At 72.9% G+C, this 18,592-nt stretch carries 18 protein-coding genes and 1 tRNA gene; 5 read left to right on the top strand and 14 right to left on the bottom strand.

Annotated features, from left to right (window positions below):
* Positions 1 to 13: 13 nt before the first annotated feature.
* Positions 14 to 787 (bottom strand): enoyl-CoA hydratase/isomerase family protein, encoded by a 774-nt coding sequence (locus EV374_RS26765; protein WP_132239929.1) that lies wholly within the window; start codon positions 785 to 787, stop codon positions 14 to 16.
* A 119-nt stretch (positions 788 to 906) separates the two neighbouring features.
* Positions 907 to 3,300, bottom strand: a complete 2,394-nt coding sequence (locus EV374_RS26760; protein ID WP_132239928.1) for a M4 family metallopeptidase — start codon at positions 3,298 to 3,300, stop codon at positions 907 to 909.
* Positions 3,301 to 3,483: 183 nt separating this feature from the next.
* Here EV374_RS26760 and EV374_RS26755 point away from each other — a divergent pair, with 183 nt between their 5' ends.
* Positions 3,484 to 3,972, top strand: a complete 489-nt coding sequence (locus tag EV374_RS26755; RefSeq protein ID WP_132239927.1) for a protealysin inhibitor emfourin — start codon at positions 3,484 to 3,486, stop codon at positions 3,970 to 3,972.
* A 56-nt stretch (positions 3,973 to 4,028) separates the two neighbouring features.
* Here the strand turns inward: EV374_RS26755 and EV374_RS26750 are convergent, their stop codons facing one another.
* From EV374_RS26750 to EV374_RS26725, 7 genes are all read right to left on the bottom strand, one after another.
* Entirely contained in the window at positions 4,029 to 4,694 is a 666-nt protein-coding gene (locus tag EV374_RS26750; RefSeq protein WP_486485982.1) for a histidine phosphatase family protein, read from the bottom strand.
* Between the two features lie 39 nt (positions 4,695 to 4,733).
* Positions 4,734 to 5,153: a VOC family protein gene (locus tag EV374_RS26745; protein ID WP_132239926.1), complete on the bottom strand. Its 420-nt coding sequence runs from the start codon at positions 5,151 to 5,153 to the stop codon at positions 4,734 to 4,736.
* Between the two features lie 10 nt (positions 5,154 to 5,163).
* Positions 5,164 to 5,622, bottom strand: coding sequence for a helix-turn-helix domain-containing protein (locus EV374_RS26740; RefSeq protein ID WP_486485981.1), 459 nt, complete (start codon positions 5,620 to 5,622; stop codon positions 5,164 to 5,166).
* Between the two features lie 107 nt (positions 5,623 to 5,729).
* Positions 5,730 to 5,882 carry a hypothetical protein gene (locus EV374_RS32780; protein ID WP_165947922.1) on the bottom strand — a complete coding sequence of 51 codons (153 nt, stop codon included), beginning with the start codon at positions 5,880 to 5,882 and terminating at the stop codon, positions 5,730 to 5,732.
* A 228-nt stretch (positions 5,883 to 6,110) separates the two neighbouring features.
* Positions 6,111 to 6,452, bottom strand: coding sequence for a helix-turn-helix domain-containing protein (locus EV374_RS33625; protein ID WP_486485980.1), 342 nt, complete (start codon positions 6,450 to 6,452; stop codon positions 6,111 to 6,113).
* A complete protein-coding gene (locus tag EV374_RS33620; protein ID WP_486485979.1) occupies positions 6,449 to 6,874 on the bottom strand; it encodes a hypothetical protein in 426 nt (141 codons plus the stop codon). The genes EV374_RS33625 and EV374_RS33620 overlap by 4 nt, the downstream gene beginning before the upstream one ends.
* Positions 6,875 to 7,043: 169 nt before the next feature.
* A tRNA-Thr gene (locus EV374_RS26725) sits at positions 7,044 to 7,120 on the bottom strand.
* A 331-nt stretch (positions 7,121 to 7,451) separates the two neighbouring features.
* On the opposite strand from EV374_RS26725, the gene EV374_RS26720 reads away from it, so the two are divergent.
* The gene (locus EV374_RS26720; RefSeq protein WP_132239924.1) at positions 7,452 to 8,543 is read left to right on the top strand and encodes a sn-glycerol-3-phosphate ABC transporter ATP-binding protein UgpC; all 1,092 of its coding nucleotides are present in this window, start codon (positions 7,452 to 7,454) and stop codon (positions 8,541 to 8,543) included.
* Between the two features lie 126 nt (positions 8,544 to 8,669).
* On the opposite strand, the gene rlmB is transcribed toward EV374_RS26720, so the two are convergent.
* Both rlmB and cysS read right to left on the bottom strand, forming a co-directional pair.
* The gene (rlmB, locus tag EV374_RS26715) at positions 8,670 to 9,803 is read right to left on the bottom strand and encodes a 23S rRNA (guanosine(2251)-2'-O)-methyltransferase RlmB (protein WP_132239923.1); all 1,134 of its coding nucleotides are present in this window, start codon (positions 9,801 to 9,803) and stop codon (positions 8,670 to 8,672) included.
* Positions 9,803 to 11,218 carry a cysteine--tRNA ligase gene (gene cysS / locus EV374_RS26710; protein ID WP_132239922.1) on the bottom strand — a complete coding sequence of 472 codons (1,416 nt, stop codon included), beginning with the start codon at positions 11,216 to 11,218 and terminating at the stop codon, positions 9,803 to 9,805. The genes rlmB and cysS overlap by 1 nt, the downstream gene beginning before the upstream one ends.
* Positions 11,219 to 11,281: 63 nt before the next feature.
* Between cysS and EV374_RS26705 the strand changes: the two genes are divergently transcribed.
* A complete protein-coding gene (locus tag EV374_RS26705) occupies positions 11,282 to 11,929 on the top strand; it encodes a helix-turn-helix domain-containing protein (protein WP_132239921.1) in 648 nt (215 codons plus the stop codon).
* A gap of 142 nt (positions 11,930 to 12,071) precedes the next feature.
* The gene (locus EV374_RS26700; RefSeq protein ID WP_132239920.1) at positions 12,072 to 13,148 is read left to right on the top strand and encodes a hypothetical protein; all 1,077 of its coding nucleotides are present in this window, start codon (positions 12,072 to 12,074) and stop codon (positions 13,146 to 13,148) included.
* 98 nt (positions 13,149 to 13,246) lie between these two features.
* On the opposite strand, the gene EV374_RS26695 is transcribed toward EV374_RS26700, so the two are convergent.
* Entirely contained in the window at positions 13,247 to 14,935 is a 1,689-nt protein-coding gene (locus EV374_RS26695) for a S8 family serine peptidase (protein WP_132239919.1), read from the bottom strand.
* A 133-nt stretch (positions 14,936 to 15,068) separates the two neighbouring features.
* On the bottom strand, positions 15,069 to 16,031 hold the full coding sequence (locus tag EV374_RS26690) for an EamA family transporter (RefSeq protein WP_132239918.1): 963 nt from the start codon (positions 16,029 to 16,031) through the stop codon (positions 15,069 to 15,071).
* A 75-nt stretch (positions 16,032 to 16,106) separates the two neighbouring features.
* Here EV374_RS26690 and EV374_RS26685 point away from each other — a divergent pair, with 75 nt between their 5' ends.
* Positions 16,107 to 16,652 (top strand): CGNR zinc finger domain-containing protein, encoded by a 546-nt coding sequence (locus tag EV374_RS26685; RefSeq protein WP_132239917.1) that lies wholly within the window; start codon positions 16,107 to 16,109, stop codon positions 16,650 to 16,652.
* Positions 16,653 to 16,985: 333 nt separating this feature from the next.
* Here the strand turns inward: EV374_RS26685 and EV374_RS26680 are convergent, their stop codons facing one another.
* A complete protein-coding gene (locus tag EV374_RS26680) occupies positions 16,986 to 18,395 on the bottom strand; it encodes a class II fumarate hydratase (RefSeq protein ID WP_207914586.1) in 1,410 nt (469 codons plus the stop codon).
* Positions 18,396 to 18,592 lie beyond the last annotated feature (197 nt).

Here is an 18,592-nt window from a genome sequence, read left to right as displayed (position 1 = left end):
GGAGGTGGAGCGGTCAGTGCCGGGCGGGCGGGGTCCAGCCGAAGCGGGCCGGGCGGCGCTCGTGGAAGGCGGCCACGCCCTCGCGGGCCTCGCCGCTGGCCCGGACCTGCCCGTGCCACCAGGCGATCCGGTCCTCGTCCGCCCGCCCGTCGACGATCTCCTTGGCGGCGGCGACGCTGAGCTGCGACCGGGCGACCACGGCGGCGGTGAGCTCGTCCACCCGGGCGGCGAGCCCGTCGCCCGGCAGCACCTCGTCGACCAGGCCCACCCGCAGCGCCCGCTCGGCGTCGATCAGCTCGGCGGTGAAGAGCAGGTGCTTGGCCGCGGCGGGACCGACCAGCCGGGCCAGCCGGCGGGTGGTGGGCGCCGGATAGACCAGTCCCAGCCGCGCCGGCGGCACGCCGAACCGCGCGTCGGTGGTGGCGACCCGCAGGTCGCAGGCGACGGCGAGCTGACAGCCGCCGCCCACGCACGCGCCCCGGACGGCGGCGACGGTGGGCTTGGCGAAGGCGGCGAGCCGCTCCTCGGCGGCCACCGCGACGCTGGCGTCACCGGCGTCCAGCAGCTCGTCCAGGTCGCCCAGGTCCGCGCCGGCGCAGAAGGTGTCCCCCGCGCCGGTGAGCACCAGCGCCCGGACAGCCGGGTCGGCCTCCAGCCCGTCGAGCAGCTCCGGCAGCCGTCGCCACATGGCGGTGGTCATCGCGTTGCGCCGCGCCGGGTTGCGGATCACCACCGTCGCCACCGGCCCGGCCACCTCGACGAGGAGTTCCGCGTCCGCCACCGTCACCACCCCTTCGACGTACCGCCCGGCCGCCGGGAGCGGCGACGCGTGCGGCGACCATAACGGCGCCCACCCGACGACCACCCTGGCGGGGTGGTCGCCGGGCCGGCGACGGTACGGCTACGTCAGGAGACGTTCAGCGCGGTGTCGTCCACGACGAAGGACGTCTGGAGCGACGAGTCCTCGACGCCGGTGAACCGCAGGGTGACGGTCTGCCCCTTGTACGCGGCCAGCGAGAACGACTTCTGGCTGTAGCCAGCGGCCTTGTTCAGGTTCGAGTACGTGGCGAGGGTCGCCAGCACCGTCCCGGAGGAGTTGAGCACCTGCACCCGCAGCGTGTCGTACGCGGTGCTGCTGGTGGTCTCCGCCGAGTCGATGTGCAGCCAGAAGCTGAAGTTGTACGACGTGCACCCGGCGGGCAGGCTCACCGACTGGGAGAGCGTCTCGGTGCGGGTGGTCCCGTACCCGTTCATCCACGCGCTCCACGTGCCGGTGCGGGCCGGCTGCGCGGTGCCGTGCTGGCCGATCACGCCCGAGGTCTGCGTCCAGGCGGTGGCCCCGGACTCGAAGCCCGCGTTGGCGAGCTTCTGACCCGGGCTGGTGCAGCCGCCGCCGGTGCCGTTCACGGTCAGCGTGTAGGTGGCGCTGCGGGTGACCGAGCCGGCGCCGTTCACGGTGACCGTGTAGGTGCCGGGCGCCGTGGCGGCCGTGGTGGCGACGGTGAGGGTCGACGAGCCGCCCGAGGTCACCGAGGCCGGGCTGAACGAGGCGGTCGCGCCGCTCGGCAGGCCGGCGGCCGACAGCGTCACGGTCTGCGCCGAGCCGCTGGTGGTGGCCGTGGCCACGGTGGTGGAGACCGAGCCGCCCGGGTTCACCGCGCCGGAGGTCGGCGAGAGCGAGACCGAGAAGTCGTTGCCGGTCGAGCACGGCGCGTCGTTGCCGGCCACGTTCACCGCGGTCCAGGCCGCCTGGACGGTCCGGTACTCGGTGGAGCAGCTGCCGTACAGGTCGGTCGCGGCGCGCAGGCTGTACGCCCGGGCGGTGTTGGCCGGGTTGCTGGTGTTGACGTACGAGGTGTTGGAGGTGAAGTACGCGTCCAGCGCCCGCCACCAGATCTTCTCGGCCTTGGCGCGGCCGATGCCGGTCACCGCCGGGGCGGAGCCGCAGACCGGCGAGGTGCCGTACGAGGTGGCCCCGGTGCCCTCGGCGAGGTTGAAGAAGAAGTGGTTGGCGACACCGGACGAGTAGTGCACGTCCTTGCTCCTGGTCGCGGTGGACCAGCAGCTGTCGCTCGACCCGTCCAGGGACGGGTTGTACATGTAGCGCAGCGGCGTACCGTTGCCGTTGATGTTGATCTTCTCACCGACCTGGTAGTCGCCCGGGTCGGCGGAGCTGTTGGCGTAGAACTCGACCATGTTGCCGAAGATGTCGCTGGTGGCCTCGTTGAGGCCGCCGGACTCGCCGGAGTAGGTCAGGCCGCCGGGGACGACGTTCTCGGTCACGCCGTGGCTCATCTCGTGGGCGGCCACGTCGATGGAGACCAGCGGCCGGGAGTTGCCGCTGCCGTCGCCGTAGGTCATCCGGGAGCCGTCCCAGAAGGCGTTGACGTAGTTGTTGCCGTAGTGCACCCGGCTCGGCACGCCCCGGCCGTCGCCGAAGATGCCGTTGCGGCCGTGCACGTTCTTGAAGTAGTCGAAGGTCTTGGCGGCGCCGTGGTGCGCGTCCACGGCGGCGGACTGCCGGTTGGAGGCGGCGCCGGTGCCCCAGGTGTTGTCGGCGTCGGTGAACGTGGTGCACGTCGACGTGCCGTTGTTCATGTCGCACGTGGAGCCGTTGCCGCGCAGCGGGTCGATCATCTGGTACGTGCTGCCGGAGAGCGTGGTGTCCACGGTGACGGTGCCCGAGTAGACGCTGTTGCCCGTGCCGGCGACGGCCTCGATCTCGTCGTACGAGCCGACGACCTTGCCCGTGGTGGCGTCGGTGACGACGTGGAACCGCGACGGCGTCTGCCCGTCCGGGTGCCAGCCGGTGACGACGGTCTCCCAGGCGAGCCGGCCCTTGCCGGAGCTGGCGTCGACGAAGAGTTCCGGAGTGCCCACGGCGGTGAGCGTGCCGGAGAACTCGGCGCGGGCGGCCTTCTTCGCCGCCGCGGCGGTGACCTTCGCCGTGGTGGGGAGGGTCAGCGGGGCGTCCAGACCGACCGAGGAGCCGGCGTAGCCGCCGCTCGGGGTCGTGTGGATGACGAAGTCACCGCCGTACACCCGCAGGCCCTGGTAGGTCCGGGTGTAGCGGGTGTGGGCGGCGCCGTTGGCGTCCACCTTGGTGCTGTGCACCTGGTAGGACTCGGCGCCGGTGCCCTGCACGGCGCCGGGGTTGGTCCGCAGGACGCTCGCCGCGGCGGCGGCGGGCCCGCCCGGGGCGGGGGCGGTGGGGGGTGCCGCGAGCGCCGGGGTGGCGACGCCGGTCAGCAGGCCGCTGGTGAGCAGGGCCGTACCGACGGCGGCAATGGGTCTTTTCACGTGCCCTCCTGAACGGGGGTATGCGCGACAGGGATAGTCACGCATGTAGATATAACGATGTGACGACCCAAAAGAGAAGAGGTGATCCGGATTCCGCCCGGGACACTGACCGTTCGGTGGAACCGGGGCCGGCGGGAACCGCGCCGCCGCGCCGCGCGTCCGAGCGGAATGAGATCAGTCTCGATGGCTTGCGTCAAGATCGCGCTGCTGGTGACGGCCCTGCCCGGCTGCACGACGACCGAGCCGCCCCGGGTGCCGCCGCCGGAGAGCTTCCCGGCGGGCCCGTCCGCACCGACCGTGGCGCCGCCCACCTCCGCACCGACGGCCGCGGCGGCACGCGTGGTGCTGACCCGCTCGGGCGGGTTCGCCGGGCGCGGCGACACCGTGACGGTGGAGCCCGACGGACGATGGAGCGCGGTCGACCGCGCCGGGTCGCGCCGCACGGGCCGGCTCTCCGGCGCGGACCTGGACCGGCTGCGCCGGCTCGTCGCCGACCCCGCGCTCGCCGCCGAGGCCGGCCGCCCGTCGGCCCCCACGACCTGCCACGACGCCTTCGACTACCGACTCACGGTCGGGACGGTGGAGACCGGTTACGTGGACTGCCCGTCCGACGGTGGCGCGCCGACGACGACCCGCGCGGTGGTGGAACTGCTGCTCACCGCCACCGCCTGAGCCGCCCCTACCCCGCCCCGCGCCGTCGCACAAGGACGGGCGGAGCCCTCCGGCCCTCAGAACCGGTAGTCCTCCGGCAGGCCGGTGCCGCGCAGCTCCGGCGGCAGATGGGCGGTGTCGTTGACCGCGAGCAGGGTCGGCGGACCGCCCGGGCCGTAGCGGATCACCGTCAGCCCGCAGTGGTGCGCGTTGAACCCCAGCCAGCGCCGCTCCGGCGCGTCGAGCGCGTGCCGGACGAACCAGGCGATCAGGAACGTGTGCGTGACGACCAGGTCCCGCCGGTCCCCGTCGTCCGGGGCGGTGGCGAACCGCCGCACGGCTGCCGCCGCCAGTCGCGGCCCGTCGGCCCGCTCCGCCGGGGAGAAACCCGCCAGCAGCCGGGCGTACGCGGGCGGCAGGCCGGCCGGACCGGTGTCGTGCGGCAGGTGGTCACCGACCTCCTCGGCGGCGTGCACCGGCACCCCGGGCAGCGCCGCCGCGACCAGCTCGGCGGTCTCGACGGCGCGCCGCAGCGGGCCGTGGTGGACGGCGTCGACGGGCACGCCGCGCAGCCGCTCGCCGAGCAGGGTCGCCTGCCGGCGGCCCCGGTCGGACAGGCCGGTCTCCGGCGGGTCGACGCCCGGCGGGGTGCCCGGCGGGCGGTCCTGCTCGCCGTGCCGGGCCAGGTAGAGCAGGCGGGTCCCCACGGCGTCCCCCTCGTACGCGATCGAAAGGCGTGCCACCGGCGGCACGCCTCCCGATCATGGCTCCCTGCCGCCAGGTCAGCCCCTGGGGAACATCTGGCCGATGCGGATCTTGTTGCCGAACGGGTCGCGGATGCCGAAGTCGATCCCGTACGGGCGCTCCATCGGTTCGTCGGTGATCTCGACGCCCTTGGCCACGAGGTCCTCGTACGTCTTCTGCGCGTCGTCGGTGGTCATGAAGAGGAACCCACCCAGCGCCCCCTTGGTGAGCAGCTCGCGGACCTGCTCGGCGGTGGCCGGGTCCAGCGCCGGCGGGCCCGGCTTCTCCAGCAGGATCTCCCGTTCCGGGTCGTCGGGGAGGTTGACCGTGAGCCAGCGCATGAAGCCGAGGTCCTGGTCGGTGTTGACCTCCATGCCGAGCTTGCCCACATAGAAGTCGAGGGCCTCGTCCTGATCGAGGACGTAGATCTGGGAGCGGCTGATCGCGTTCATCGTCATGCCGGAAACGCTACGGGGCTCCCCTGACCTGCTGCTTATCCAAAACTGACCTCTGCTGCCCGAAGCTGCTGGGCCGGGTCCAGGCCTTGGTGAAGCACATCGGCACGGCGGCGGTCGGCGCCTTGCGCCGGCGGTACTCCGACGGCGACTCCCCGACGATCTGCCGGAACGTGCGGCTGAACGTGCCCAGGCTGGCGAAGCCGACCGCGTAGCAGACGTCGGTGACGTCCCGGTCGGTGTGCAGCAGCAGGTACATGGCCCGCTCCACCCGCCGCCGCTGGAGGTAGCGGTGCGGGGTCTCGCCGAAGGTCGCCCGGAAGGTGCGGATGAAGTGCGCCTCGGAGACGTACGCGATCCGGGCCAGGGCGGGGATGTCCAGCGGCTGGTCGTACGCGCGGTCCATCGCGTCCCGGGCGCGCAGCATGGCCCGGTTCGACTCCTCCGTCGCCCTGCTCACGCCGCCCAGCATAGGGTGCCGCCACGCCGGGCCCGCTACGGTGCGCGCGAGCACGTTGGGGCCGAGCATGGGACGCCCGATCAGGCTCGCCGCCCAGGGGTGCCGGAGGATGGCCGCCGTCAGTCCCGGGCCAGCGTGCGGAAGTCGTCGCGCCAGTCGCCCACGTCATGCGGGAGTCGCACGCCGCCGAAGACCTGGTCGACGGCCAGGTCGAGCACGGAAAGCACCACCACGAGTCCTGGGAAGCCGCCCGGAACGAGGTCTGGCGCCACGGCCGCACCCCGGCCGCCGAGCCGGTCTTCGTCGGCGTCACCAACGGCAGGCCCCTCCGCCTGATCTACGACGTCGAGGTCCACTTCGACACGACCGCTGCGCCAGGGCAGCCTCAGCTCGCGGCGGACCACCGGGAACGGAGGCGGCCGGTCACGGCAGGGGCGCCCGGGGGTGACCGGACCGGCCTCGTGCGGCGGTTGGCGTAGCCCGCTTGGGATTGCGCACCGTCAGCTGCGCCCGCGCGCGCGGGCGACGAGCTGCTCGAGGCTGAACAGGTAGGCGTCGAAGGCCTTGCGCCCGTCGTCGGTAAGGCGGACAGAGGTCCGATGCCGGACACTGCGGTCCTTGCGGACTTCCACGAAGCCGGCCTGCTCGAGTGCGGTGAGTTGTTTGGACAGCGCAGAGTCGCTGGTGCCGATGCTGTCACGCAGGAAGGAGAACAGCACCCACTCGGCCGGGGCGAGCAGAGCGCAGATGTTCAACCGGGCGGGGGTGTGCAGGAACGCATCCAGCTCCCCTGCGGGCGGAACGCCGTTGGCCGCGGGCGCGGCCGGCTCAGAGCGGCTCACGGGTGCAAGCTGGCGGCCAGGCGCGCCTGCACCGGACGGCTGAGCAGCGCGATCGTCGCGAGGGCGCCAAGAGCGCCGAGGGTGTTCGGCAACGGCCACTGCAGGGCACGGACCACGAATTGCACGGCGACGTCGGCGACGAAGGCCAGCACGAAGGTCGCCGCCAGCACCGCGGTCCAGCGCCTGGAAGAGCGGGTGGGCCTGAGCTGCACTCCGCGGTTCCACGCCACCCCCAGACCGATGACCATCAGCAGGCCCCACAGCCAGATCATGTCGGCGTCGATGAGCAGACCCAGGGCGAGGACGCTGAGGCAGATGCTCCACCACACCCGTGGAGGCCATGCGGCGGTGCCCGCTTCGATGCTCTGACGGCGGCGCTCGGCCGCCTGAGACAGAGTCCGTTCAGCTTCGCGGGCGTCCAACAGTTCCCCTCCAGGGCCGGCCGGGTACTTTCCTCACAAGAAAGTACTTCGGTCTTTCCCGACAGGCAAGTGGAGGTGGCGGCGGGGAGAGACACGGCGTTCTCCCCGACATGGAGAACTCGCGCGCCGCAGCGCGCGACAGCGTCGGGCACGAAAGGCCTGATGGAATTGGAGCCCCCGGCCGGGATCGAACCGGCGACATCTCGCTTACAAGGCGAGTGCTCTGGCCAGCTGAGCTACAGGGGCGTGTGGTGCCGAGGTCAGCATAGCGACTGACGTCCGGATTTCCGCCGCGGCAGGCCCCCCGACCACCGGAAACGTCTCCGCCCCCGTGCGGCGGACCGACATTGACGGTCGATTGATGTCCGCCCGTGCCCGAGTGACCGGAATGTCTATGCGGTCCGTCCCACCCCGTGCGCCCCGCCTTGGCAGGTGGCGGAAAGCCGTTTACCGTGCAGTGACACGGACGACATCTCGATCACCGAGAGGTTGCCCGTGGGCCGGCGCGTCCCGTGCCGGCCGCTCCTTCACTCGGATCGTCCGGCACGTTCCTGCCGGTGAAAGGAAGCACCCCACCATGGCTACGGTCACCTACTCCAAGGCGTCCCGGATCTACCCGGGCACGGAGCGTCCCGCCGTCAACCAGCTCGACCTGGAGATCGGCGACGGCGAGTTCCTCGTCCTGGTCGGCCCCTCCGGTTGCGGCAAGTCCACCAGCCTGCGCATGCTCGCCGGCCTGGAGGATGTCGACCAGGGCTCGATCCACATCGACGACCGGGACGTCACCCACCTGCCGCCGAAGGCCCGCGACATCGCGATGGTCTTCCAGAACTACGCCCTCTACCCGCACATGACGGTGTACGAGAACATGGCGTTCGCGCTCAAGCTGCGCAAGACCTCGAAGGCCGAGATCGACCGGCGGGTCAAGGAGGCGGCGGCGCTGCTCCAGTTGGAGGAGTACCTGGGCCGCAAGCCGAAGGCCCTCTCCGGCGGTCAGCGCCAGCGGGTGGCCATGGGCCGGGCGATCGTCCGCGAGCCGCAGGTCTTCCTCATGGACGAGCCGCTGTCGAACCTCGACGCGAAGCTGCGTGTGCAGACCCGTACCCAGATCGCGTCGCTCCAGGCGAAGCTGGGCGTCACCACCGTCTACGTCACCCACGACCAGGTCGAGGCCATGACCATGGGCCACCGGGTGGCGGTCATGCTCGACGGCGTGCTCCAGCAGGTGGACACCCCGCGGGCGCTCTACGACACCCCGGCCAACGTCTTCGTCGCCGGCTTCATGGGCTCCCCCGCCATGAACATCAAGACCGTGCAGCTGAGCGAGCGGGGCGCCGCCTTCGCCGACCTCCAGATCCCGCTCACCCGTGAGCAGGTCGAGGCGGCCCGCGCCGACGGCGGCGACAACAAGGTGACCGTCGGCTTCCGCCCCGAGGACTGCGACCTGGTCAGCCCGACCGAGGGCGGCATGCCCGTCGTCGTCGAGCTGGTCGAGGACCTCGGCTCGGACGCCAACATCTACGGCCACGCCGCGCTCGAGGGCAGCAACGAGCGCTTCGTGGTCCGTACCGACCGGCGCACCATGCCGAACATGGGCGACACCGTGTTCGTCAAGCCGCGCGAGGGCCGCAGCCACGTCTTCAACGCGAGCACCGGCCACCGCATCTGACGTACGACGAGATGGGGGTGCCCGCCGACCGGCGGGCGCCCCCATCGTCGTCTCCGGCTGTAGGCCCCCGGGCGGGAGAAGGGGCGGCCCGCCATCGGCGGACCGCCCCTTCTCCGTGTCTGCGGATCAGCCCTCGGCGGCCCGGCGGCGCGCCACCTCGGCGAGGGTGACGGCCGCGGCGACGCTGGCGTTGAGCGACTCGACGTCGGAGACCATCGGGATGCTGACCGTCAGGTCGCAGGTCTCGCCGACCAGCCGGGAGAGCCCCCGGCCCTCGGAGCCGACCACCACGACCAGCGGGCCGACGGCGGCCTCCAGGTCGTAGAGGTCGGTCTCGCCGTCGGCGTCCAGGCCCACCACCAGGAAGCCGGCGTCCTGACAGGCCTTCAGCGACCGGGTCAGGTTCGTCACCTGGGCGACCGGTACCCGCGCCGCCGCACCGGCGCTGGTCCGCCAGGCGGTCGCCGTGATCCCGGCAGCCCGCCGCTCCGGTACGAAGACACCCTGCGCGCCGAAGGCGGCGGCGGACCGGATCACCGCGCCGAGGTTGCGCGGGTCCGTCACCCCGTCCAGCGCCACCAGCAGCGGGGCGGCCTGCTCCAGCGCCGCCGCGACGAGGTCCTCGAAGGGCTCGTACGCGAACGCCGGCACCTGGAGCCCGATGCCCTGGTGCAGCACGCCGCCGGTCATCCGGTCCAGCTCGGCCCGGCTGATCTCCAGGATCGCGATGCCCCGGTCGGCGGCCGTCCGGACGATCTCGTTGACCCGGTCGTCGGCGTCGATGCCCTGCGCGGTGTAGAGCGCGGTCGCCGGCACCTGGGCACGCAGCGACTCCAGCACCGGGTTGCGCCCGACCAGCAGCTCCGGCGTGTCCTTGGACGGGTTGGACTTGCGGCCCGGCGCGACCCGGGGGCCGCCACGACCGGTGGGCCTGGCGCCCCGACCGCCCGTACCGCGCCCGCCCGTGGTCGGCACGCCCCGGCCACCGCCCTTGCCCCAGGTGGTGTCCTTGCTGCCCGGCTGGCCGATCTTGGGGGCGCGCCCCTCCTCGGCCGCCGCCCGGCGCTCCTTGTCCTGCTTCCAGGCGGTGCGCTGGGGCAGCTTCTCGGTGCCCGAGTAGGCCTTGTGCCAGGGCCGCTCGTCGGCGGGCAGGGTCCTGCCCCGCCCGGCGAGGGCGTCCTTGTTCTTGCCACCGGAGCCCTTCGGGGCTCCCGCCTTCGGCGTCAGACGCCGGCCACGGCGCTGCGAGTTGCCGGCCATCAGTCCTGCTCTCCAATAGTCCAACGGGGGCCCTGGGGGGTGTCCTCGACCACCACGCCGGCCTGCTTGAGCTGGTCGCGTACGGCGTCCGCGGCGGCCCAGTCCTTGCGACCGCGGGCCTGTGCGCGCTGCTCCAGGGCCAGCGCGATCAGCGAGTCCACCACGCCGCGCAGGTCGTCCGTGCGGCCGCCACCGGTCCACGCCGGGTCGAGGGGGTCGACCCCGAGGATATCCAGCATGGCGCGCGCGGAGGCCAGCGCCGTGCGGACGGTCACATCGTCGCCGCCGGTCAGCGCGGTGTTGCCGTCGCGGACCACCTCGTGCAGGACGGCGAACGCGGCGGAGGTGTTCAGGTCGTCGTCCATCGCCGCCGCGAACGCGCCCGGCAGCTCGCCGAGCTGGCCGGCGCCGACACGCTCGACGGCCCGCTGCACGAAGCCCTCGATCCGGCGGTACGCGACGGCCGCCTCGCGCAGCGCGTCCTCCGAGTAGTCGATCCGGGACCGGTAGTGCGCGGCGGCGTAGTAGTAACGCAGCTCCACCGGGCGCACCCCGAGCGAGTCGACGTACGTCAGGTCGAGGGCGTTGCCGAGCGACTTGCCCATCTTGGCGCCGCCGATGCTGAGCAGCCCGTGGTGCACCCAGTAGCGGGCGAACGGCAGCCCGGCGGCCTGCGACTGGGCGATCTCGTTCTCGTGGTGGGGGAAGGTGAGGTCCAGCCCTCCGCCGTGGATGTCGAACTCGGCGCCGAGGTAGCGCCAGCACATCGCCGAGCACTCGATGTGCCAGCCCGGCCGGCCCCGCCCCCACGGCGACGGCCAGTAGGCGTCCGCCGGCTCGTCGGGCTTGGCGCCCTTCCACAGCGCGAAGTCGCGCGGGTCGCGCTTGCCCCGGTCGGGCGCGTCCCCGGCCGACTGCATCGCGTCCGGCGACTGCCCCGACAGGGAGCCGTAGGCCGGCCAGGAGCAGACGTCGAAGTAGACGTCGCCGGAGTCGTCGGTGGCCGGGTAGGCGTGCCCGTCGGCGATGAGCTTGGCGATCAGCTCGTGCATCTCCGGGATGTGCCCGGTGGCCCGCGGCTCGTACGTCGGGGGCAGCACGTTGAGCGCCCGGTAGGACTCCGCCAGGACCAGCTCGTTGGCGTACGCGATCGACCAGAAGGGCTGGCCCCGCTCCATCGCCTTGACCAGGATCTTGTCGTCGATGTCGGTCACGTTGCGGATGAAGGTGACCTCGTAACCGGCGGCGAGCAGCCAGCGGCGCAGCACGTCGTAGTTGACGCCGGAGCGAAGGTGACCGATGTGCGGCGGGGCCTGGAGGGTGAGACCACACAGGTAGACCCCCACCTTGCCGGCTTCCCGCGGGACGAAGTCCCGCACCGATCGGGTGGCGGTGTCATACAGGCGTAGCGTCACCGTACAAGGGTAGCCGCCCCCGCATTCCTGGGTTGTCCGGAGCCGGGTCGTACGCTGCTGGGCGTGGAGACGACGGCGCGGGGCGGGGAGACGGCGCAGACGCTGGACCGGGGGCTGCGACTGCTGCACCTGGTCGCCGACGCGCCGGGCGGGCTGACCGTCACCGAGGCGGCGAACCGGTTGGGCGTCGGCCGGGCGGCGGTGTACCGGCTGGTCGGCGCGCTCGCCGCGCACGGCATGCTGCGCCGCGACGGTGAGGGCCGCCTGCGCCTCGGCGCCGGGGTGCTGCACCTGGCCCGGCGGGCCCAGCCGCTGCTCGCCGAGGGGGCGCTGCCCGCGTTGCGCCGCCTCGCGGAGCAGGCCGGCGCGACCGCCCACCTGACGGTGGTCGAGGGCGGCGAGGGGGTCGCGCTCGTCGTGGTCGAGCCGAGCTGGACGTCGTTCCACGTCGCGTACCGGACGGGGGCGCGGCACCCGCTGGAGCGCGGGGCGGCCGGGCGGGCCATCCTCGCCGGCCGGGCGGGCGCCGCCGGCCCGGTGAGCACCGCCGGGGAGTTGCAATCCGGGGCGTACGGCGTGGCCGCCCCGGTGCTCGGCGTGCCGGGCCTGGAGGCGAGCGTCGGGGTGGTGGCGCTGGCCCCGCTGGACGCCGGGGTGGTCGGCGCGCAGGTCCTCGCCGCAGCCACCGCCATCGCCACCGCCCTCTCCTGAGCCGCCGCCCGTCCGCGGGCGCGGGCGCTCTACCACATCCGCGCCCCGCCGTGCCGGTTGTCCACAGTCGGCATTCGTCGGGGCGGTCCCGGTTGTCCACAGGGCTGTCGGGCGGGGCCGGACGGCGGGCACGCTGCCCCACATGCCACCTCCACCGCACCGGCCCGGCGTACTGGCCTGGCAGGTCTTCCGCGGCTCAGACGCGATCCGACAGGGACTGGTCACCGAGCACCAGCTGCGCAGCTCGGCCTGGCTGCGCCTGCGCCACGACGTCTACGCCGACGCCCGGCTGGAACGGGACCACGCCCTCGCCTGCCGGGCCGCCGCCCTGCGGCTGCCGCCCGAGGCGGTCGTCGCCGGCCCTTCGGCGGCCTACCTGCACGGCGTCGAGCACGCCGCCTCCTTCGCCGACGACGTGCACGTCCTCGTCCCCAGGGCGATGCGCCTCGGCCCGCAGCGGGGCCTGCGCGTGCACTCCATGGGTCCGGCCACGTCGCCGTCGTACGCGTCTGCCCGGTCCCGGGGGACGGGCGGCGGTCCGGGCACGGCGGTCGGCCAGCCCGCCGTCCGCCGGGATGTCCCAGTCCGCCCGGCCGCTGGAAACCTGAGCACGGCGGTCCGCCCGCCCGCCGGCGGCTGGCGCACCGCGGTCCTCCCGTCCCCGGGCGGCCTGCGGGTGGCGGACCTGCGGACCGCCGGTGTGCCGGTCGCCACGGACCCGACCTCGGCGGCGTGGGAGACAGCGGTCTGGTTGGAGCCGCTCCGTGCCGTCGGCATCGTCGACTCGCTGCTCCGACAGGGGTCGACCAGCCGCGAGGCCCTCGCCGACGTCGCCGACCGCAACGCCGACCGGCCCGGCGGTCGCCGGGCGCGCTGGGTGTTCGGATTGGCGGATCCGGGCGCCCGGTCGCCGGCCGAGTCCGAGCTACGGGTGCGGCTGGTGCTGGCCGGGCTGCCGCGCCCCGCCGCCCGGCACCCCGTCCGGGTCGCCTCCGGGCTGGTGCTGCACGCCGGCCTGGCGTGGCCGGCGTACCGCGTCGCCGTCGCCCGGGACGGGCAGCACGCCGAGGCAGGCGGTGGGCACCTCGACCGGATCGCCACACTGGTCGGTGCCGGCTGGCTCGTGCTGCCGGTGACCGGCAGGCGACTTCGCCAGGACTTCCCCGGTGTCCTGCGCGAGGTTCGCGCCGCGCTCGGGGCCCGGGGCTGGCGCCAGTGACCGGTGCGCTTTCGCCACCGTCCGGCGGGTCGGCCGCCCACCGCCGGACATGCGAGGGGCCCGGCCGAACGAGTCGGCCGGGCCCCTGCCGTCCAGCCCTACGGGCGGGCGTTGGGCTTCAGCGGGGTCTTCACCGCCGCGTACGCGTCGACGATGCCGTAACCGTAGAAGCCGTTGAAGTTCAGCCCTCCGGCGCAGTAGGCGTCGAACTCCGCGTCCCGGCCCTCGTTGGCGTACGACTGCAGGCGCGGCTCCGGGCAGGCGTGCTCGGCCGCCGTCCGGTAGAGGTGCTGCTCCACCAGCTTCGGCGCCATGCCGAAGCCGCCGTGCCGCTCCTTCTTGCCGTGCTTGCTGACGATCAGCGCGGCGACGCCGGAGGCGTGCGGGGCCGCCATGGAGGTGCCCTGCAGGTAGGTGTAGTACCCGCACTCACCGTTGGCCTTGCACTGCTTGAAGACCGTCTCCTCGAACCCGGCGACGATGTTGCCGTTCGCGTCGACCGAGCCCTCCTCCTGGAGCACCTTCTTCGGGTACGTCGAGAGGATCATGTTGGCGTCGGTGCGGAAGGTGTCCGTGCCGAAGCCGTCACGGAACCAGCCGCCGGGCGCCGCAACGGCGGTCTGCTCGGTGCCGTAGTTCGAGAAGTCCGACTTCTTGCCCGACGGCCCGACCGCCGACACGCTGATCACGTTGGGGCCCTCGGTGGGCAGGTCCCAGCAGCTGTCGTTGTCGATCTCGCGCGGGTAGGGCGCGGTGTCGCCGTAGTCCGGGCTCGACACGTCGGTACGCGGGGCGCCCAGGTCCTCGTGGTTGTTGCCCAGCGCGCCGACCAGCGTGACGCCCCGGGCGTGGGCGAAGTTCAGCGCCCGCTTCATGGCCTTGATGGTGGCCCGCTGCTCGGCCTGGTCCTCCGGGGAGTCGGCCGGGTTGGCGGTGCAGTTGTAGAGCCAGGGGTCGACGTAGAAGGACATGTTGACCACGTCCAGGCCGACCTTGCCGGCGTGCAGCAGGCTGTTGACCACCGGCTCCAGGAAGAAGTAGCCGGAGTCCTGGCCGCCCTTGAGCTCGACCAGGGAGATGTTCGGGGCGACGCCGGAGAGGCCGAAGCCGTTGGCGGCGGCGCCGATCGTGCCGGCCACGTGGGTGCCGTGCCCGCCGTCGTCGGTGCCGACCGGGTCGAGGCAGCTCGCCACCTCGCACGGGCCGTCGACGTCCACCATGTCCGGGGCGAAGTTGCGGGACAGCGCCCAGTTGAAGTTCGGCGCGATGTCGGGGTTGCTGGCGTCGACGCCGGTGTCCAGCACGCCGACGGTGACCCGGCGGTCGCCCGGCTCGACCTTGCGGGCCTGGTCCGCCCGGATCATCTCCAGGCCCCAGAGCTTGTCATCCAGCGGATCCATCTTCTTGCCACGCTTGGCACCCGCGCCCTTGGCCGCGGCGGCGGCCAGCAGGTGCTCCTGCTCGACCCGGTCCAGCTTGGGCTTGCGGCCGATGGCCTTCTGCTCGGTGGCGCCGATCAGCGCGGTCGCGGCGGTGGCCTTCGCCGCGAAGTCGGCCCGGTCGCTGGTCACCCGGAACATGCCGACGTCGTCGGAGCGGGAGACCACCGTGCCGCCCGCCGACCGGATGGCGGCGATCGCGGCGTCCGCCGAGACGCCGTCCTCGGCGACGACGGTGAAGGTACGGGCACTGCTCGGCTCGGCGCTGGCCGGCACGCTCATGCCTGTCACCGCAAGTGCCAGCGCCGTCGCGGACGCGACGGCACCGGCGGTGAAGCGCTTGCTCACCACATCGGATCCTCTCGTTGAGGGACGTGGCAGCCATCAGACAACACCGCGGCACTTTCCGCCATAGCAACGTCGGCTATCACGCGAATCTGGTTCTCATCCGTGGTGGGCACCGCCGGACGGCGTGTGCGAGTCACGGCACGGCGGGCTCGGCGACCTGCGGCTGCGGATCGCCGGCACGGGGAGCGCGCAGCTCGTCGACGCGTACCAGGGCGACACCGGCGACGATCAGAGCGCCGCCGAGCAGTTGCACCACGGTGGGCAGTTCGCCCAGCACCAGCCAGGCGATCAGCACGGCGAACATCACCTCGGTCAGCCCGACGAACGACGACAGTCGGGCGCCGAGGATCCGGGTGCCGGCGATTCCGGCGAGGTACGCGACGACGGCGGCGACCAGCGACAGGCCGATCACCGGCACCAGCCAACTGGTGCGCTGCCCGGCGAAGGTGACCTCGCCGAGGGACACCCGCAGCGGCAACGCGCCGACGGCGCCGAGCAGCAGCAGGACGGCGGCCCCGACGGCCATGCCGCCGCTGGCCATGGCCACCGAGGGCAGCTCCTCGTCGACCCGCCCCGCGAGCACGAAGTAGCCGGCGAGGCCGACCGCCGCCCCGAGCCCCCAGAGCACGCCCACCGGGTCGAGCCCGCCGGCGCCGGTCAGGTCCAGGACGAAGAACAGGCCGGCGAGGGCCGCCACCGAGCCGACGACGGTCAGCCGGCGTGGACGCTGCCGGTGGACCAGCCACATCCAGCCCACCACCAGCACGATCCCGAGGTACTCGAGCAGCAGCGCGACGCCGACCGGCAGGTAGCGGACCGCGTTGAAGAAGCAGACCTGGGCCGTGGCGACCCCGAGCAGCCCGAACACGCCGATCGCGGCGAGGTTGCGGCGCAGCACACCCCACCTGCCGCGCAGGGAGAGCACGGCCGGGACCGCCACGACCAGCGCGGCGACGCCGACCCGGGCGGCCACGGCGGCTTCGGCCGACCAGCCGGCGTCGATGAGGGACCTGGCGAACGTGCCGGACGTGGCGAAGGTGACGGCGGAGAGCAGGGCGAGGCCGAGACCGAGCCCGGCGGCGGGTGGTTGACGCATCGATCCACTCCCACTGTCATGAGTAAACTGCCACTATGCTCATGACGCTAGGCGGGCGCCACGACAGGAGTCAAGTTGCTCTTCACCCATGACACGGAATGCTCCCTGACTGCCATGGCCGCGCTGGTCAACACCGACGGCCGCGCCGGTGAGGGCCTGCCCGACGTCGCCGCCCTGGACGCGTTCTTCATCGCCCACACCTACAGCGGGCGGCACGAGCACAGCGAGGACGAACTGCGGGCGGTACGCGACCTCCGACCCCGGCTGCGCCGCGTCTGGTACGCCGACACCGAGGGGATCGTCGCCATCGTCAACGGGCTGCTGCGCGAGAACGACGCGCTGCCCCAGCTCATCACGCACGACGACGAGCCGTACCACATCCACGCCGTGCCGCGTGACGCGCCGCTGGCGACCCGGATGGCCGTCGAGGCGGCGATGGCGCTGGCGGATCTCGTACGCACCGGCGAGCTGCGCCGGCTGCGGATCTGCGACCACCCGGACTGCGAGAACGTGCTGGTCGACCTGTCGAAGAACCGGTCCCGCCGGTTCTGCGACGCGGGCTGCGGCAACCGCGCCGCCGTCACCGCCTACCGCGCCCGCAAGACCGCCAGCCGGCACTGAGCCGACCACGCGCACCGCCGGCATCGCATCGTCGGCACAGCCAATGGCCATCGCTCGCCGAACGACCGTGCAGCCGTGAACGACGGTGAGAGCCGGGGCCGTCGGCTCGACGAGAGACGCCAGCCACCAGAGGCCCAGCCTGGGCTCGCGAACCAGCCGCGATCTGGCGAGCTGCCGCTCTGGTCCCATGCACGGGGCAGCTCGACAGTGACGCGACGCCCGGCCTCAGGCCGAGCCATCCCGAGGCCGGGCCAGGCCGAACCGAGCCGAGCCAGGCCAAGCCAAGCCAGGCCAAGCCAGGCCAGGCCAGGCCAGGGCCAGCCGGGGCCGGGTTCAGGGGTGGGTCATCCGGAGCAGGTCGAGTGCCTCGTCGAGCTGGGTCTCGCTCAGCTTGCCCGAGTCGACGTGTCCCCGGGAGACGACCACCTCGCGGATCGAGACCTGCTTGGCCAGCGCCTCCTTGGCGATGGAGGCGGCCTCGTCGTACCCGAGGTGGCGGTTGAGCGGGGTGACGATCGACGGCGAGCCCTCCGCGTACGCCAGGCAGACCTCGGCGTCCGCGACCAGGCCGACCACCAGTCGGTCGGCGAAGAGCCGGCTCGACGCGGCGAGCAGGCGGACCGACTCCAGCAGGTTGCGGCCCATCACGGGGAGCATGACGTTCAGCTCGAAGTCGCCCTGGGAGCCGGCGAACCCGACGGCGGCGTCGTTGCCGATCACCTGGGCGCAGACCTGTCGCACCGCCTCGGCGACCACCGGGTTGACCTTGCCCGGCATGATCGACGAGCCGGGCTGGAGGTCGGGGATGCGCAGCTCGCGCAGGCCGGCGCGGGGGCCGGAGCCCATCCAGCGGATGTCGTTGGCGATCTTGTAGAGACCGACGGCGACCGTACGCAGCTGCCCGGAGGTCTCCACCAGCGCGTCCCGGGCGCCCTGCGCCTCGAAGTGGTTGCGCGCCTCGGTCAGCGGCAGCCCGGTCGAGCCGCGCAGCTTCTCGATGACCTTCGCGGCGAAGCCGAGCGGGGTGTTGATGCCGGTGCCCACCGCCGTGCCGCCCAGCGGCAGCTCGGCCAGCCGGGGCAGCGCCCCCTCCAGCCGCTCGATGCCGTAGCGGACCTGGGCGGCGTACCCGCCGAACTCCTGCCCGAGGGTGACCGGGGTGGCGTCCATCAGGTGCGTACGCCCGGCCTTCACCACGGTCTCGAACTCCGCCGCCTTGCCCTCCAGCGCCTCCGCCAGGTGGGCCAGCGCGGGCAGCAGGTCCCGCGCGACCGCCTCGGTGGCGGCCAGGTGGATCGAGGACGGGAAGACGTCGTTGCTGGACTGCGAGGCGTTCACGTCGTCGTTCGGGTGCACGTCCCGGCCCAGCTCCCGGCTGGCCAGCGTGGCGATGACCTCGTTGGTGTTCATGTTCGACGACGTGCCGGAACCGGTCTGGAACACGTCGATCGGAAACTGGTCGTCGTAGCCGCCCTCGGCCACGTGCGCGGCGGCGGCGGCGATGGCCGCGGCCACGTTCGCGTCGATCACGCCCAGCTCGCCGTTGACCTCGGCCGCCGCCCCCTTGATCTGGGCCAGCGCCCGGATCTGGGCCGGCTCGATGCCCCGGCCGGAGATCGGGAAGTTCTGCACCGCGCGCTGGGTCTGCGCCCGCCACAGCGCCTCGGCGGGCACCTCCACCTCGCCCATCGAGTCGCGTTCGATCCGGTAACCCGTCGCCTCTGGAGTCGTCACGCGTACCATCCTGCCGCGCCGCGCGCCGACGTGCAGATGATCGCGGCGAGCCGGGTCGACAGCCTGGCCGACATCCGGCGGTACGGTCCGACCGGCGCAGCCAGGCCGGTCGGAAGCCGGCCGCCACCGCATGGTCACGCACTTGAGATCGCGGAAGTATCCACACTCCATCAGAGGGTCTTCCTCGCGGTCCGCGCAACCGACCA

Source organism: Micromonospora sp. CNZ303, from assembly GCF_004345505.1.
The sequence above is the reverse complement of the archived record's forward strand: the minus strand, read 5'-3'. Positions and strand labels throughout refer to the sequence as shown.